Source organism: Streptomyces sp. NPDC002825, assembly GCF_040295385.1.
Taxonomy (GTDB): Bacteria; Actinomycetota; Actinomycetes; order Streptomycetales; family Streptomycetaceae; genus Streptomyces.
On record NZ_JBEOVH010000009.1, the window covers coordinates 225,592 to 240,912 of the forward strand.

The following is a 15,321-nucleotide window of genomic DNA, read 5'->3' on the forward strand; positions in this document are numbered from 1 at the left end:
GGCGAGAAGATCAGCGGAGTGCGGAGACCCACTCGGCGACCCCGTCGACGAGGAGTCCGAGGGCCTCGTCCTGGCCGAGGGGCGCTCGCTTGGGGAGGGCGAAGCCGTGGTCCCCGTACGGGATCTCCACGAGCTCGTACGGGCCTTCCGGGTACTCCTCGGGCCGCCCGAAGGGGTCGTTGCCGCCCTGGACGACGAGGGTGGGCAGGCCGGTGGAGAGGAGCTCGTCGGCACGGGTCTTCTCGGGCCTGCCCGGCGGGTGGAGCGGGAAGCCGAGCGCGAGGACGGCGAGCGCGCCGAGCTCCCGCCCGGTGCGGCAGGCGACGCGGGCGCCGGCGCTGCGGCCGCCCGCGATGACCGGGAGGCCCGGCTCGGCGAGGGCGGGCCAGAGGCCGCGCCAGCCGGTGTCGAGGGTCTTCGGCGCGGGGGCGACCTTCTTGCCGGCGACCCGCCAGGGCTGCTCGACGAGGGCGACGGTGACGCCACGGGCGGGCAGGGCACCGGCGAGGGCCTGGAGGTCGCGGGCCTCGACGCCGCCGCCGGCGCCGTGCCCGAGGGCGAGCACGGCCCACGGCTTCGTGCCCGCGTGCCAGGTGATGCGTGCCTCACCGGCGTCGGTGGAAACGGTCTCGTACTTCGTCACGTCCCCATCCTGCCGCGCGGGCCGCGTCAGGGGTCAGAAGAGCGTGCCGACTTCCGGGCCGTCGAGCTCCGCCAGGAGTTCGGGGCCGTTGTTGCGGACGTTGCTGACGGCGGTGGCGACCGGGTAGGCCCGCATCAGGCCGCCGGGCGGCGGGGCGAGCAGGCCGCGCAGCTCCTCGGGGTCGGTGCGCGCCGGGTCGAGCCAGGCGTCCCAGCGGTCCTCGGTGAGCATCAGCGGCATCCGGGGGTGGATCTCGGCGAGGGAGTGCGGGCCTTCGGCGGGGGCGACGCCGAGCGGGCCCGTCTCGGCCTCGGTGGTGACGACCGAGCAGGTCACCCACCAGGCGGCGGGGTGCTCGGGCGGCAGGGTGCCGTCCCGCCAGAACTCGTAGAGCCCGGCCATGGCGAAGACGGAGCCGTCCGCGGGGGTCACGAAGTACGGCTGCTTGCGGGCCCGCTTCTTCTTCCCCTCGACCTCCAGGTCGCGCTCGGCTGACCCGGTCACCCACTCGTAGTAGCCGTCGGCGGGCAGGATGCACCGGCGCGACTGGAAGGCGCGCTTGAAGGAGGGCTTCTCGTCGACGGTCTCCGCGCGCGCGTTGATCATCCGGGCGGCGCCCTCCGGCGACTTCGCCCAGGACGGGACGAGCCCCCATTTCAGGGCGCGCAGCTGGCGAACCGGCCGAGGGGATCCGGCGTCTTTCAGAGGGCGTTCCAGAACGGCCCAGACCTCCTTGGTCGGCGCCACGTTCCAGTCGGGGGCCAGGGCCTCCTCGGGCTCCCATTTCTCGATGCCGAAGGCCTCGACGAGGTCCTCGGGCCGCCGACTCGATGCAAACCGTCCGCACATGCGTGCCACACTGCCACGATCCCCCGACCTCCCGAGGAGCGGCCCGAAAGATGGACCTCGCGATGGACCTCTTCAGTCCGCAGGCCGCTCCGGCCGCGTGGATCGTCTACCTCACGGGCGGCTGCGCGCTGGGCCTGGTCGTGTTCCGGCGGCTCTGGCTCCTGGCCAGGAACGCGATCACCATCGCCCACGAGGGCGGCCACGGGATCGTCGCCCTCGCCTGCAACCGTCGCCTGGAGGCGATCCGGCTGCACTCGGACACCAGCGGCCTGACGGTCACCCGGGGCCGTCCGACCGGCCTCGGCGTGGTCCTCACCCTCGCCGCGGGCTATCCGGCGGCCCCGCTGCTCGGGCTCGGCGGCGCCGCCCTGCTCGGCACCGGCCGCGTCACGCTGCTGCTGTGGATCGCGACCGCGCTGCTGCTCGCGATGCTGGTGATGATCCGCAACGCGTACGGGGTCCTCACCGTCGTCCTGACGGGCGCCGCCTTCGTGTTCGTCTCCTGGCTGACCGGCCCCGAGGTGCAGTCCGTGTTCGCGTACGCGGTGGTCTGGTTCCTGCTGCTCGGCGGGGTCCGGCCCGCCTTCGAGCTGCAGGCGAAGCGGCGCCACGGCGGCGCCCCCGACTCGGACGCCGACCAGCTCTCGCGGCTCACCCAGGTGCCCGCCGGGGTGTGGCTCCTCTTCTTCCACACGGTGGCGATATCCGCCCTGATCGGCGGCGGTCGCTGGCTCCTGGCCCACTGACTCCCCCGTACAGTGAGTCCATGACCGCTGCAGCTTCCGCGCACACCGACCCGCCCACCGACCTCTGGCCCGCCCCGTATGCGAGCGGCGCCGTCGACGCGACCGTCACCGTGCCCGGATCCAAGTCGGTCACCAACCGCGCGCTGGTCCTGGCCGCGCTCGCCGCCGAGCCCGGCTGGCTGCGTCGGCCGCTGCGCTCCCGCGACACCCTCCTGATGGCCGAGGCGCTCCGTACCCTCGGCGTGAAGATCGAGGAAGGGGTGGGCCCCGACGGCTCCGGCGAGGCCTGGCGGATCATCCCGTCCCCGCTGCGCGGCCCCGCGACCGTCGACGTCGGCAACGCCGGCACGGTCATGCGATTCCTGCCCCCGGTCGCGGCGCTCGCCGACGGCCCGGTCCGCTTCGACGGCGACCCCCGCTCCCACGAGCGCCCCCTGCACGGCGTCATCGACGCGCTGCGCGCGCTCGGCGCCCGGATCGACGACGAGAGCCGGGGCGCGCTCCCGATGACCGTGCACGGCGCCGGGGGCCTGGACGGCGGCACGGTCGAGATCGACGCCTCCTCGTCCTCCCAGTTCGTCAGCGCCCTGCTGCTCTCCGCGCCCCGCTTCAACCAGGGCGTCGAGGTGCGGCACGTGGGCAGCCGGCTCCCCTCGCTCCCGCACATCCGGATGACGGTCGACATGCTGCGCGCGGTCGGCGCCCGGGTCGACGAGCCGGAGCACGGCGGCGAGCCGAACGTGTGGCGGGTGGCTCCCTCCGCGCTGCGCGGCCGCGACCTGGTCGTCGAGCCCGACCTGTCGAACGCGCAGCCGTTCCTGGCGGCGGCCCTGGTGACGGGCGGCCGGGTGACGATCCCCGACTGGCCGGAGCGGACCACCCAGCCGGGGGACGAGCTGCGGCGGATCTTCACCGAGATGGGTGGCTCCTGCGAGCTCACCGACGCGGGCCTGACCTTCACGGGCACGGGCCGGATCCACGGCATCGACGTGGACCTGGGCGAGGTCGGCGAGCTGACCCCCGGCATCGCGGCGGTCGCGGCCCTCGCCGACTCGCCCTCGACCCTGCGCGGGGTCGCCCATCTGCGGCTGCACGAGACGGACCGGCTCGCGGCGCTCACCAAGGAGATCAACGAGCTCGGCGGCGACGTGACCGAGACCGAGGACGGTCTCCACATCCGCCCGCGCCCGCTGCACGGCGGCGTCTTCCACACGTACCACGACCACCGCATGGCCACGGCGGGCGCCATCATCGGCCTCGCCGTGGAGGGCGTGGAGATCGAGGACGTGGCGACGACGGCGAAGACCTTGCCGGACTTCCCGACGATGTGGACCGAAATGCTCGGGGTCTGAACCATGCGGCGCTACGGCAAGCACACCGACGAGGACGACATCCGCCAGCGGCCCAACCGCAAGGGCACCCGTCCCCGCACGACCATCCGCCCGAAGCACGAGGACGCCGTCGAGGGCATGGTCCTCACCGTGGACCGGGGCCGGCTCACCTGTCTGGTCGAGGACCGGACGGTGACGGCGATGAAGGCCCGCGAGCTGGGCCGCAAGGCCGCCGTCGTCGGCGACCGGGTCTCGCTCGTGGGCGACCTCTCCGGCGAGAAGGACACGCTGGCGCGGATCGTGCGGATCGGCGAGCGCAGCTCGGTGCTGCGGCGCACGGCCGACGACGACGACCCGTTCGAGCGGGTGGTCGTCGCCAACGCCGACCAGCTGGCGATCGTCACCGCCCTCGCCGACCCGGAGCCCCGGCCCCGGCTGATCGACCGCTGCCTGGTGGCGGCGTACGACGGCGGGCTCGAACCCTTCCTGGTGATGACCAAGTCGGACCTGGCCCCGCCTTCGACGCTCCTGGAGCTGTACGGGGACCTGGACATCCCGCACGTGGTGGTGAACCGCGAGGAGCTGTACGACGGCGGCGCGGCCGACCGGGTGCGCGCGTACCTGGACGGGCGGGTCACGGCCTTCGTCGGGCACTCCGGCGTCGGGAAGACGACGCTGGTCAACGCCCTGGTGCCGGAGGAGAAGCGGCGGATCACGGGTCATGTGAACGCGGTGACGGGCCGCGGCCGGCACACCACGACCTCGGCGCTCGCGCTGCCCCTCGACGCGGCCGAGGGCTGGGTCATCGACACCCCGGGCGTGCGCTCCTTCGGTCTGCACCACGTCGATCCGTCCCGGGTCATCCACGCCTTCCCCGACCTGGAGCCGGGCACGGAGAACTGCCCGCGCGCCTGCAGTCACGACGAGCCGGACTGCGCGCTCGACGCGTTCGTGGCGGAGGGGCACGCCGATCCGGCGCGGCTGTTCTCGCTGCGGCGACTGCTCGCGACCCGGGAGCGACGCGAGGGGGACTGAGCCCTCGGCGTTTACGCCCGCTCGCTGCCGGTAAGTGCATAATCGCACCAAGTGAGACGAAGCAGTCACCGACCGCGTGGGAGGCACTGACGATGGCGTGGCTGCTGGTGGTGATCGCGGGGATCCTGGAGACGGGCTTCGCGGTCTGCCTGAAGCTCTCGCACGGTTTCACCCGGCTCTGGCCGACCATCGCGTTCGCGGCCTTCGCCCTCGGCAGCTTCGGTCTCCTCACCCTCGCCCTGCGGAAGCTCGACGTGGGTCCGGCGTACGCGGTGTGGACGGGGATCGGCGCGGCCGGGACGGCGATCTACGGCATGGTCTTCCTCGGCGACCTGGTCTCCACGCTCAAGATCGTCTCCATCACCCTGGTGATCGTGGGGGTCATCGGACTCCAGCTGTCCGGCTCGGCGCACTGAGGGGTCACCGGCAGGACCGGTGCGACGACGTGGCTGAGGGCGATCCGTATCGCGAGTTCGCAGCCGGCCGCCCACTGCTCCCCCGCCGCGGCCGCGGCCTGCGCCACGAGCTCGCCAGGTGCGGGCGGGCCCTCGTCGGCGCGCCGCTGGGCGGGGACGGGGGCGGGTCTGGCGCCGGGGCGGACCGGCCGGGGCTGGGGCAGCCGCTCGTTCCAGGCGCCGGTGAGCAGGGCCCGCAGTATCGGGCGGACGGCGGCGCGGGCGACGATCCACTCGGCGACGGCGACGAGGTTGCGCTCGGGCGGGCCGGGGGCGGCGAGCAGGCGCCGGACGCCCTGGAGGTAGGCGTCGGCCTCCCTCCGTACGAGGGCCCGGGCCAGGCCCTCCTTGGAGCCGAACTCGTTGTAGAGGGTCTGCCGGGAGACCCGGGCGCTGGCGGCGAGGTCGGCCATCCGCACGGCGGACCAGGGGCTGTGCGCGAGCGCGGCGAGCGCGGCGTCGAGCAGTGCCTCGCGGGCGTTCGCCATCCTCACCTCCGGGAGGGAACGGTTCTCCGCTCAGCGTCGACAGGCGTACGGGGCGTGTCAAGGGCCCCGGTGGACGGTTCCGCGCCGCCTCCCGCCTCGGGGATAGAGTGCCGACCATGGCCGACTACCACGATGATCTGCGTCTCGCCCACGTCCTCGCGGATGCCGCCGACGCGGCCACCATGGACCGATTCCAGGCGCTCGACCTCAAGGTCGAGACGAAGCCGGACATGACTCCGGTGAGCGAGGCCGACAAGGCGGCGGAGGAGCTGATCCGCGGGCAGCTCCAGCGCGCGAGGCCGCGCGACGCGATCCTCGGCGAGGAGTACGGCGTGGAGGGCACGGGCCCGCGCCGCTGGGTGATCGACCCGATCGACGGTACGAAGAACTATGTGCGCGGGGTGCCCGTCTGGGCGACGCTGATCGCGCTGATGGAGGCCGGGGAGACCGGGTTCCAGCCGGTGGTCGGCGTGGTGTCCGCCCCGGCGCTCGGCCGGCGCTGGTGGGCGGCGAAGGGCCTCGGCGCGTACACGGGCCGCAGCCTGGCCTCGGCGACCCGGATCGGCGTCTCGAAGGTCGGCCGGCTGGAGGACGCCTCCTTCGCGTACTCCTCGCTGAGCGGCTGGGAGGAGCGGGGGCGCCTCGACGGCTTCCTCGACCTCACGCGCGCGTGCTGGCGGACCCGGGCGTACGGCGACTTCTGGCCGTACATGATGGTCGCGGAGGGTTCCGTGGACATCTGCGCGGAGCCGGAGCTGTCCCTGTGGGACATGGCGGCGGTCGCGATCGTGGTCCAGGAGGCCGGTGGCACGTACACGGGCCTGGACGGCCGGCACGGCCCGCACAGCGGGAACGCGGCGGCGTCGAACGGTCTGCTCCACGGCGAGCTGCTGAGCTACCTGAACCAGGAGAGCGCACAGGGCTGAGCGCTCTCGTCACTCCCCGGGGGCGCCTCGCGCGCCCCCTTGTCGACCGACCTCCCCGGTGCAACTCTGAGAGTCCCCCCGCTTGTGAACTTGTGAATTGGTTCTCGTTGAAGGCGGGAACGGTTCACCTAGGAGGTGGCTCCGTCCATGCTCGTCCGTGACGCCATGAGCACGGTGGTCCTCACCATCGGCCCCGCCCACACCCTCCGGCAGGCAGCCCGGCTGATGGCGGCGCGCCGCGTCGGTGCGGCCATCGTCCTCGACACCGACGCCGGCGGCCTCGGCATCATCACCGAACGCGACATCCTCAACTCGCTCGCCCGGGACCAGGACCCCGACCGGGAGACCGCGGGCTCCCACACCACCCGCGACGTCGTCTTCGCCGCACCGGGCTGGACCCTGGCGGAGGCGGCCGAGGCCATGACGCACGGCGGCTTCCGCCACCTCGTCGTCCTCGACGACCGGGGCCCGGTCGGCATCGTCTCCGTACGCGACATCATCCGCTGCTGGATCCCGGTGCACAGCGTCGCCGGCTGAGCACGCGAGAGCGGGCCGGACTCCGCACGGAAGTCCGGCCCGCTCTCCACCTACGGCAAGCGCCCTCAGCCGCGCAGGGCCTGGACCGCGGCCTCCAGCCGCTTGCCGAAGTCACCGTCCGCCTGGCGGAAGTTGGCGATGGCCCGCTCGGCGATGTCGTCGCGCGAGACCTTGGCGATGAAGCCGGCCAGGTTCTCCACGAGGCGGCCCTTCTCGTCCTCGGACATCAGGCGGTAGAGGTTGCCCGCCTGCACGAAGTCGTCGTCCTCGGCGTGCGAGGGGGCGGCGTGGTCGCCGGTCGCACCGGTGACCGCGGAGCCGACCCAGAGCGGCTTGTCCGTCTGGTACGGGCCGCCGAAGCTGTTCGGCTCGTAGTTCTTCGCACCCTTGTGGCGGCCGTCGTAGAGGTGGCCGTCACGGGAGTTGGTGCGCGCCTCGGTGGCGTGCGGGCGGTTCACCGGCAGGTGGTCGGCGTTGATGCCGACGCGGTAGCGGTGGGCGTCGCCGTACGCGAAGAGGCGGCCCTGGAGCATCTTGTCCGGGGAGGGGCCGATGCCGGGCACGAAGTGGGCGGGGCTGAAGATCGACTGCTCGACCTCGGCGAAGATGTTCTCCGGGTTGCGGTTGAGCTCCAGCTTGCCGATCTCGATCGGCGGGTAGTCCTCGTGCGGCCACACCTTGGTGAGGTCGAAGGGGTTGAAGCGGTAGTTCGCCGCGTCCGCCGCGGGCATGATCTGGACCTGCACGGTCCAGCTCGGGAAGTCGCCGCGCTCGATGGCCTCGCGCAGGTCGCGCTGGTGCGAGTCCGGGTCCTCGCCGGCGAGGCGGTTGGCCTCGTCCTGCGTGAGGTTCTTGATGCCCTGGTCGGTCTTGAAGTGGTACTTGACCCAGAAGACCTCGCCGGCCTCGTTGTTCCACTGGAACGTGTGCGAGCCGTAGCCGTTCATGTGGCGGTACGAGGCGGGGATGCCGCGGTCGCCGAAGAGCCAGGTGACCTGGTGGGTCGACTCCGGGGAGAGGCCCCAGAAGTCCCAGACGTTGTCCGCCTCCTGCGAGCCCGTGTACGGGTCGCGCTTCTGGGTGTGGATGAAGTCGGGGAACTTGATGGCGTCCTTGATGAAGAACACCGGGGTGTTGTTGCCGACGAGGTCGTAGTTGCCCTCCTCGGTGTAGAACTTCAGCGCCCAGCCGCGGGGGTCGCGCACCGCGTCCGCCGCGCCGAGGTTGCCGGCGACGGTGGAGAAGCGCAGGAAGGTCTCGGTCTCCTTGCCGACCTCGGAGAGGAACTTGGCGCGCGTCCACTGCGTGACGTCACGGGTCACCGTGAAGGTGCCGTAGGCGCCCGCACCGCGCGCGTGGACCACGCGCTCCGGGATGCGCTCACGGTTGAAGTGGGCGAGCTTCTCCAGCAGGAGCTGGTCCTGGACCAGGACCGGACCGCCGACGCCCGCGGTCTCGCTGTTCTGGTTGTCGGCGACCGGAGCCCCGGCCTCCGTGGTGAGCGGTCCCTGCGTCACGTGCGCCTCCTGCTGTCCTGCGAACCCTGTCTCGTCTTCGATACGACCCTACAATAGACATTGTCCAAGTCAAGTGGACATCCAAAGTCACACCTGTTCGGAATCCGCCACCCCTGCTGTTAGGCTGGCCCCCATGAGTGACCTGTTGGAACGACTGCGCGGACGCGGCTGGCGAATGACCGCGCAGCGGCGCGTCGTGGCCGAGGTCCTCGACGGGGACCACGTACACCTGACCGCCGACGAGGTGCACGCGCGCGCCGTGTCGAGACTGCCGGAGATCTCGCGCGCGACCGTGTACAACACGCTGGGCGAGATGGTCACGCTCGGCGAGGTCATCGAGGTCGCGACCGACGGACGCGCCAAGCGGTACGACCCCAACGCCCACCGGCCCCACCAGCACCTGGTCTGCGGCCGCTGCGGCGCGATCCGCGACGTGCACCCGGCCGGCGACCCGATGGCGGACCTCCCGGACAGCGAGCGCTTCGGCTTCACGATCTCGAACGTCGAGGTGACGTACCGGGGCATCTGCCCGAGCTGCGCCACGACGGCCTGACGATCCGCGGAAGAGCCCCCGCCCCGGCGGGGGCTTTTCCCTACCCCGGGGCTTTCCCGTCCCTGCCCCGAAGGCGAAAACGACGAAGACCCGGATCCAGAAGGATCCGGGTCTTCGTTGCTACTGAGTAGCGGGGACAGGATTTGAACCTGCGACCTCTGGGTTATGAGCCCAGCGAGCTACCGAGCTGCTCCACCCCGCGTCGGTGAACCCAACCTTACGGGACCCTTCCGAGCAGGGCAAATCAGTTATGCCGTGAGCTCCTGGTGCAGCGCCTCGCTCAGCCGGGCCGCCCGCTCGGCGACCTCCGCCGGGCCCAGCTCCACCGCGCGGTCGCACCAGTGACGCCCCTCGGTGAGCTCGCCCCGGCGCGCCGCGAGCAGCGCGAGCCGGAGGGCGGCGCGGCCGTGGCCGGCCCGGGCCGCCCTGGTCCACCAGAGCGCGGCCTCCCGCTCGCTGCCCTCGCGGGCGAGGAGCAGGCCGAGGTTGAAGGCGCCGTTGCGGCTGCCCGCCTCGGCGGCCTCGCGGTACCAGCGGTCGGCCTCGGCCAGGTCGCCGCGCCCGGCGGCGAGCATCCCGACCCGTACCTGGGCACGGCGGTGGCCCTGCTGGGCGGCCCGCTCGTACCACTCCTCGCACTCGGACTTCTCCTCGCGGGGCGCGCCGAGCACGGCGGGGCCGGGCTCGGGGCGGCGCGCGTCGAGCACCGAGGCCAGCCGGAAGGCGGCCTCCGCGCTGCCGCCGCCGGCCGCGCACCGCAGGTGCCGCTCGGCGGTCTGCTCGTCGCCGTCGCGCAGGGCGGCGATGCCGACCTGGAGGGCGGCCTCGGTGTGCCCGGCGGCCGCGGCCCGCTCGTACCAGACGAGGGCCGTGCGGTCGTCGTCGCGGCCGGCGTGCAGGATGCCCAGGTTGAAGGCGGCGTCCACGCTGCCGGCCTCGGCGGCCTTGGAGAACCACGGCTCCGCGCCGTTGGCGTCGCCGGCCTGGAGGAGCAGCACGGCGAGCGCGTTGGCGGCCTCGCGGTGGCCCGCGTAGGCGGCGCGCCGGTACCACTGCTCGGCCTGCGGGATGCGGTCCTGGGCGGCGCAGAGCAGCCCGAGGTTGTAGGCGCCGTTGACGTCGCCGGCGTCCATGGCGGCCCGGTACCAGCGCTCGGCGGTCTGCTGCTCGCCGCGGGCGGCGTGCAGGGCGCCCAGCGCGTTGGCGGCGTTGCCGTCGCCGTCCTGGGCGGCCCGCAGCCACCACACGGCGGCGCTCTCCTCGTCGCCCGCGTCGCGCAGCAGGAAGCCGAGCGCGCAGGCGGCCTTCGCCTCGCCCTCCTTGGCGGAGCTGAGGTACCAGCGGCCGGCCTCCTTGAGCTCGCCCCGGTGCTCCAGGATGGCACCCAGGTGGAGCGCGGCCCGCCGGTGGCCGCGCGCGGCGGCCTGCCGGAACCACTGCTCGGCCTCGGCGGCCTCTCCCGCTCCCTCGCCGGTGGGCTGCCCGGGCACGGCGGTGCCGGTGGCGGGCGCGCCGGACGGCACGATCGCCCGGGTGCCCGGGACCCGGAGCCGGGTGCCGGTCTCGTGCGGTCCGCGGGTGGTCTCGGTGGCGCGGCGCTCCAGGGCGAGGGCGAGGCGGTAGGCGGCCTCGCGGTGGCCCTGTTCGGCGGCGGCGCGCAGCCAGCGCTCGGCGCCGACGTCGCTGCGGTGCTCCAGGAGGTCGGCGAGGGCGTACGCGCCGAGGGCGTGGCCCTGCTCGGCGGCCTGGCGCAGCCAGTACTCGGCGGCAGGCTCGTCGCCGCGCTCGCGGTGGTGGCGACCGAGCGCGTGGGCGGCGGGCGCGGAGCCGGCGACGGCGGCGACCCGCCACCAGCCGGCGGCCTCGTCGGCGTACCCGCGCTGGTGCAGCAGGACGCCCAGGTTGTTGGCGGCGGCCCGGTCCCCCTCGGCGGTGGCTCCGCGCAGGTACGGCTCGGCGCCGTCGAGGTCGCCGCGGCGCAGCAGCAGTGCGCCCAGGGCGCTCATCGAGGCGACGTCGCCCCGCTCGGCGGCCCGCCGGTGCCGGGCCTCGGTCTCGGTCTCGGTCTCGTTCTCGGCGTCGGTCTCGGCGGTGGTGTCGACGGCCGCATCGACGGCCCCTACTGCCTCGATGATCTCGTCTGCGGCGTTTCTGGCGTGCCGCTGCACAAACCGCCCTGTCTCCAACAGAGTTGCCCTGTCCCCCATAAATACCATCGTCGCACCACCCGCAACCCGAGCACACCTGGTAAACCGCAGCCAGTGAGGTCTCTCAGCGTTTTGTCGACATGCCCACAGAGAGACAAGTCAAACACGACTCACGCCAACTCGCCCCTTCCCTACCGCTCTTCGGCACCCCCGGGCACGCCGACACACGACAAGGGCCCGGATCCTTATGGATCCGGGCCCTTGTCCTGCAGTAGCGGGGACAGGATTTGAACCTGCGACCTCTGGGTTATGAGCCCAGCGAGCTACCGAGCTGCTCCACCCCGCGTCGGTGAAACCACAGTATCACGACGCGGGGCCGGCAAAACCGGAAAAGCTCAGGTCAGCCGCCTGAACCGGGACTCTTGAGCTTCGCCCCGGCGTCCGCGGCCCGCTGGAGGGCCTTCTGGAGGTCGTCCTGCGCCTTGCCGTAGGCGGTCCAGTCGCCCTTCTGCAGCGCGGCCTCGCCCGCGTCGTACGCCTTCTGGGCGTCGGCGATCGCCTGCTGGAGGGCGGCGTCGTTCGAGGCGGGCGGCGGGGTCGTGCCGGGCGGCTGCGTGGTGCCCGGCGGGGTCGTCGGCTCGGTGGGCGCCTCCACCCCGAAGACCGCGTTGAGCGCCTTGGTGAGGTTGTCCTCGAACACCGTGGTGTCCTTGGTCGTGTCACCGTCGGGCTGGTCCGCGTCCACGTACGACACCGCGACCTTCTTCAGGAGCGGGTACAGAGCGTTGCGTCCCTGGGCGTACACCGGCTCGACGTACAGGAACCCGCCGTCGAGCGGCACGGTCAGCAGGTTGCCGTACTGGATGTCGGAGTCGGCGCCCTTCATGTCCCGGACGAAGGTGGCCACGGAGGGCAGACCGTTGAGCTTGCTCTGCACCTGGGCCGGGCCCGGGACGTCCTCGGTGACCCGGAGCAGTCTCAGCCGGCCGTACTCCTTGCTGGTGGCGTCGGCGTCGACCGCCATGAAACCGCCCAGGTTGGGCCGCCCGTTCGGCGTGAACGTCGTCGTCAGCGAGAAGCGCTGCGCCGTGTCCCCGGGCATCTTCATGCTCAGGTAGTACGGCGGGACCGCGTTGCCGTCCTTGTTGGTCGGGTCGTCCGGCACCTGCCAGGCGTCCGAGCCGCTGTAGAACTGCGCGGGGTCGGTGACGTGATAGCGGGTCAGCAGCTCGCGCTGGACCTTGAACATGTCCTGCGGGTAGCGCAGGTGCGCGAGCAGGTCGCCCTTGATCTCGGACTTCGGCCGGACCGTGTCGGGGAAGGCCTTCATCCACGTCTTGAGGACCGGGTCCTGGGTGTCCCACTCGTACAGCTTCACCGTGCCGTCGTAGGCGTCGACGGTGGCCTTGACCGAGTTGCGGATGTAGTTGACCTGGTTCTGCTGGGCGACGACCGTGCGCTGCTGGTTGCCGACGGTCAGCGAGTCGGCGGTGGTGTCGCCGAGGGTGGTGCGCGAGGCGTACGGGTAGCCGTTGGTCGTCGTGTAGGCGTCGACGATCCACTGGATCCGGCCGTCGACGACCGCCGGGTAGGCGTCGCCGTCGATGGTCAGCCAGGGCGCGACCGCCTCGACGCGCTCCTTGGGCGTGCGGTTGTAGAGGATCCGCGAGCCGTCGCCGATGGCTCCCGAGTAGAGGATCTGCGGCTCGCTGAAGGCCACCGCGTACGCGGCGCGGTTGAAGGTGCTGGAGAGGCTGACGCCGCTCTTCTCCTTGTAGCTGGTGGTCTTCTCGCCGTTCTCCTCGTAGTCCAGCTCCTTCTGCGGGCCGCCCACGATCGAGTACTGGTCGGTCTTCTCGCCGTAGTAGATCCGCTGCTGGTACGTCCCGAGCGAGCCGGTCGTCGGCAGTCCGGACTCGGTGAAGACCGGGGAGCCGTTGGCGTCGGTCTGCGTGCCCGAGGCGAGGATCGCGCCGTAGCCGTGGGTGTAGGTGAAGTGGTCGTTGATCCAGTTCCGCTTCGGGATGCCCCGGATGTTCAGCTCACGCAGACCGACGACGGTGTCCTTGCCCTGGTAGCGGTCCACGTCCAGGGTCGTCGGGAACTGGTAGTACTTCCGCTTCTGCTCCAGCTGCTGGAACGTCGGCGACACGATGTTCGGGTCGAGGAGCCGGTAGCTGGCCGCCGTGTCGGCGTCCGCCCGCAGCTTGTCCTTGGCCTTGACCGTCGACTTGCCCGAGTAGTTCTCGGGCTTCGTCCCGTCGATCGCGTACGCCTTGCGGGTCGCGTCGATGTTCTTCTGGATGTACGGCGCTTCCTTGGCCTGCTCGTTCGGCTGGACCTGGAACTTCTGCACGATCGCCGGGTACAGGCCGCCGATCAGGATCGCGGAGAGCACCATCAGGCCGAAGCCGATCACCGGCAGCTGCCAGGTGCGGCGCCAGAGCGTCGCGAAGAACAGCAGCGCGCAGATGACGGCGATGCAGAACAGGATGGTCTTCGCCGGCAGGTACGCGTTGGCGTCGACGTACCGCAGGCCCGTCCAGTTGCCGGTGGCCTTGAAGTCACTGGACTTCACCGCCAGGCCGTACCGGTCGAGCCAGTACGCGACGGCCTTGAGCGCGACGAAGAGACCGAGCAGCACCGAGAGGTGGCCGGTGGCGGCGGCGGTGGCACGCGCGCCCGGGCTGGTGATCCTGAGCCCGCCGTACAGGTAGTGCGTCAGCGCGGCGGCGATCAGCGACAGGACGGCGGCGGCGAAGCCGAACGCGAGGAGGAAGCGGTACCAGGGCAGGTCGAAGGCGTAGAACGACACGTCGAGATCGAACTGCGGGTCCTTCTGGCCGAACTTCACCCCGTTGACCCACATGAGCCAGGTGCGCCACTGGCCGGACGCGGAGGCGCCGGCGATGAGCGCCACCAGGGCGGTGACCGCGAGCAGCACCCACTTCTTGAACGGGGCCAGACCCATCCGGTACCGGTCGAGGCTCTGCTGCTCCAGCGACATCGCGCTGAGCGGCGGCCGCAGCCGGTACGCCAGCCAGATGTTGAAGCCGACGGCGAGCCCCATCAGCAGACCGAAGACCGCGAAGAGACCGATCTTGGTCCACAGGGTGGTCGTGAACACGGACGAGTACTCGACCGAGCGGTACCAGAGCCAGTCCGTCCAGAACCCGGCGAACATCACGAACGCCATGGCGAGGACGGCCAGCACCCCGAGTGTCATGAGCAGGGTGCGGGCCCGCCGGGACGGCCGGCCGACTCTCACCCTCGGCCCGGACGGGCCTTGGCCACGGTCCGGCATCTGGAAAGCCAACGTGCGCCCCTCGATGTTGATGCGTCTGAAAGCAGGCCCCGCGATCGTAGAGCCCACTGGTGCAACTTACTGAGGCTTTACCTAGTTCCCGTCTTCCGGGGAAGAGGAGGCAGGATATTGGTCATGTCCAACCATTCCCCCTCCGGCCCGGCGATGGCCGCGAGCCCCCTCACCCGCGCGGTGCTCGAGATCGACGAGTACGCCTCGGGCCTCGGCTGGGACCAGCCCGCCCGCCTGTTCGCCCTGGTCGACACCGCCCGGCTGCGCGCCCAGGAGCCCAAGCTCGCCTCCCAGCTCGGCCTGGGCGACGACGCCACCGCCTACACCCCCATCGAGCAGGACAAGCTGCCGCGCGGCAAGGCCCTCGACGAGTTCCTCGGCACGATCGCCTGGCCCGACGCCGTGGCCGGCTGCGCCCTGACCGTGGAGCGGCTGATGCTGCCCCCGTCGGCCGAGGCGCAGGTCCCGCAGGGCCTGAGCGAGAAGCAGCTCGCCAAGTGGGTCGCCGGGCACCCGGACCGCCAGGAGGTCCGGATGACCGTGGCCGTGCTGCGGGACGGCGCCCGCGAGGCGGCGATCCGGCTGCGCGAGAAGGACTCCCCGACCGAGGTGCTGACCGGCCCCGACCTGGTGCCGGGCCTCGCCGAGGCGCTGGCGGCGACCTTCGAGAGCTGACCACGCGCGCGTACGAGAGACGCCGCGCCCTACGGTGCCGATCCCGTCCAGGGCTATGCCGAACTGCTGCGCCGCGACGACATCGACGCGGTGTACGGGCCCC

At 72.0% G+C, this 15,321-nt stretch carries 14 protein-coding genes and 2 tRNA genes; 8 read left to right on the forward strand and 8 right to left on the reverse strand.

Annotated features, from left to right (window positions below; all coding sequences use genetic code 11):
• Positions 1 to 10 precede the first annotated feature (10 nt).
• Complete coding sequence (locus ABT041_RS15205; protein ID WP_351184076.1) at positions 11 to 643, reverse strand: alpha/beta hydrolase family protein; 633 nt, start codon at positions 641 to 643, stop codon at positions 11 to 13.
• Between the two features lie 33 nt (positions 644 to 676).
• Complete coding sequence (locus ABT041_RS15210) at positions 677 to 1,492, reverse strand: SOS response-associated peptidase (protein ID WP_351184078.1); 816 nt, start codon at positions 1,490 to 1,492, stop codon at positions 677 to 679.
• Between the two features lie 50 nt (positions 1,493 to 1,542).
• On the opposite strand from ABT041_RS15210, the gene ABT041_RS15215 reads away from it, so the two are divergent.
• The 4 genes from ABT041_RS15215 (at position 1,543) to ABT041_RS15230 (ending at position 5,020) form a co-directional block, all read left to right on the forward strand.
• A complete protein-coding gene (locus ABT041_RS15215) occupies positions 1,543 to 2,238 on the forward strand; it encodes a M50 family metallopeptidase (RefSeq protein WP_351184080.1) in 696 nt (231 codons plus the stop codon).
• A 20-nt stretch (positions 2,239 to 2,258) separates the two neighbouring features.
• Complete coding sequence (aroA, locus tag ABT041_RS15220; RefSeq protein ID WP_351184082.1) at positions 2,259 to 3,590, forward strand: 3-phosphoshikimate 1-carboxyvinyltransferase; 1,332 nt, start codon at positions 2,259 to 2,261, stop codon at positions 3,588 to 3,590.
• A gap of 3 nt (positions 3,591 to 3,593) precedes the next feature.
• A complete protein-coding gene (gene rsgA / locus ABT041_RS15225) occupies positions 3,594 to 4,604 on the forward strand; it encodes a ribosome small subunit-dependent GTPase A (protein ID WP_351184084.1) in 1,011 nt (336 codons plus the stop codon).
• 92 nt (positions 4,605 to 4,696) lie between these two features.
• Positions 4,697 to 5,020, forward strand: a complete 324-nt coding sequence (locus tag ABT041_RS15230) for a DMT family transporter (protein WP_351184086.1) — start codon at positions 4,697 to 4,699, stop codon at positions 5,018 to 5,020.
• On the opposite strand, the gene ABT041_RS15235 is transcribed toward ABT041_RS15230, so the two are convergent.
• Positions 4,912 to 5,547, reverse strand: a complete 636-nt coding sequence (locus ABT041_RS15235) for a TetR/AcrR family transcriptional regulator (RefSeq protein WP_351184088.1) — start codon at positions 5,545 to 5,547, stop codon at positions 4,912 to 4,914. The two genes, ABT041_RS15230 and ABT041_RS15235, sit on opposite strands and share 109 nt — an antisense overlap.
• 116 nt (positions 5,548 to 5,663) lie before the next feature.
• Here ABT041_RS15235 and hisN point away from each other — a divergent pair, with 116 nt between their 5' ends.
• Both hisN and ABT041_RS15245 read left to right on the forward strand, forming a co-directional pair.
• Entirely contained in the window at positions 5,664 to 6,473 is an 810-nt protein-coding gene (gene hisN, locus ABT041_RS15240; protein WP_351184090.1) for a histidinol-phosphatase, read from the forward strand.
• 147 nt (positions 6,474 to 6,620) lie between these two features.
• Entirely contained in the window at positions 6,621 to 7,010 is a 390-nt protein-coding gene (locus ABT041_RS15245; RefSeq protein WP_351184092.1) for a CBS domain-containing protein, read from the forward strand.
• Between the two features lie 65 nt (positions 7,011 to 7,075).
• Here ABT041_RS15245 and ABT041_RS15250 read toward each other — a convergent pair whose 3' ends face one another.
• Positions 7,076 to 8,527, reverse strand: a complete 1,452-nt coding sequence (locus ABT041_RS15250) for a catalase (protein WP_351184094.1) — start codon at positions 8,525 to 8,527, stop codon at positions 7,076 to 7,078.
• Between the two features lie 133 nt (positions 8,528 to 8,660).
• Between ABT041_RS15250 and ABT041_RS15255 the strand changes: the two genes are divergently transcribed.
• Positions 8,661 to 9,080, forward strand: a complete 420-nt coding sequence (locus ABT041_RS15255) for a Fur family transcriptional regulator (protein ID WP_351184096.1) — start codon at positions 8,661 to 8,663, stop codon at positions 9,078 to 9,080.
• Positions 9,081 to 9,208: 128 nt separating this feature from the next.
• On the opposite strand, the gene ABT041_RS15260 is transcribed toward ABT041_RS15255, so the two are convergent.
• The 4 genes from ABT041_RS15260 to ABT041_RS15275 all read right to left on the reverse strand — a co-directional run bounded on the left by ABT041_RS15260 (position 9,209) and on the right by ABT041_RS15275 (position 14,531).
• A tRNA-Met gene (locus tag ABT041_RS15260) sits at positions 9,209 to 9,282 on the reverse strand.
• A gap of 46 nt (positions 9,283 to 9,328) precedes the next feature.
• Positions 9,329 to 11,296, reverse strand: coding sequence for a tetratricopeptide repeat protein (locus ABT041_RS15265; RefSeq protein WP_351184098.1), 1,968 nt, complete (start codon positions 11,294 to 11,296; stop codon positions 9,329 to 9,331).
• Positions 11,297 to 11,499: 203 nt separating this feature from the next.
• Positions 11,500 to 11,573 (reverse strand) — tRNA-Met (locus ABT041_RS15270).
• A 54-nt stretch (positions 11,574 to 11,627) separates the two neighbouring features.
• Positions 11,628 to 14,531: a UPF0182 family membrane protein gene (locus ABT041_RS15275; protein ID WP_351184100.1), complete on the reverse strand. Its 2,904-nt coding sequence runs from the start codon at positions 14,529 to 14,531 to the stop codon at positions 11,628 to 11,630.
• A 135-nt stretch (positions 14,532 to 14,666) separates the two neighbouring features.
• On the opposite strand from ABT041_RS15275, the gene ABT041_RS15280 reads away from it, so the two are divergent.
• A complete protein-coding gene (locus ABT041_RS15280; protein ID WP_351184102.1) occupies positions 14,667 to 15,218 on the forward strand; it encodes a PPA1309 family protein in 552 nt (183 codons plus the stop codon).
• Positions 15,219 to 15,321 lie beyond the last annotated feature (103 nt).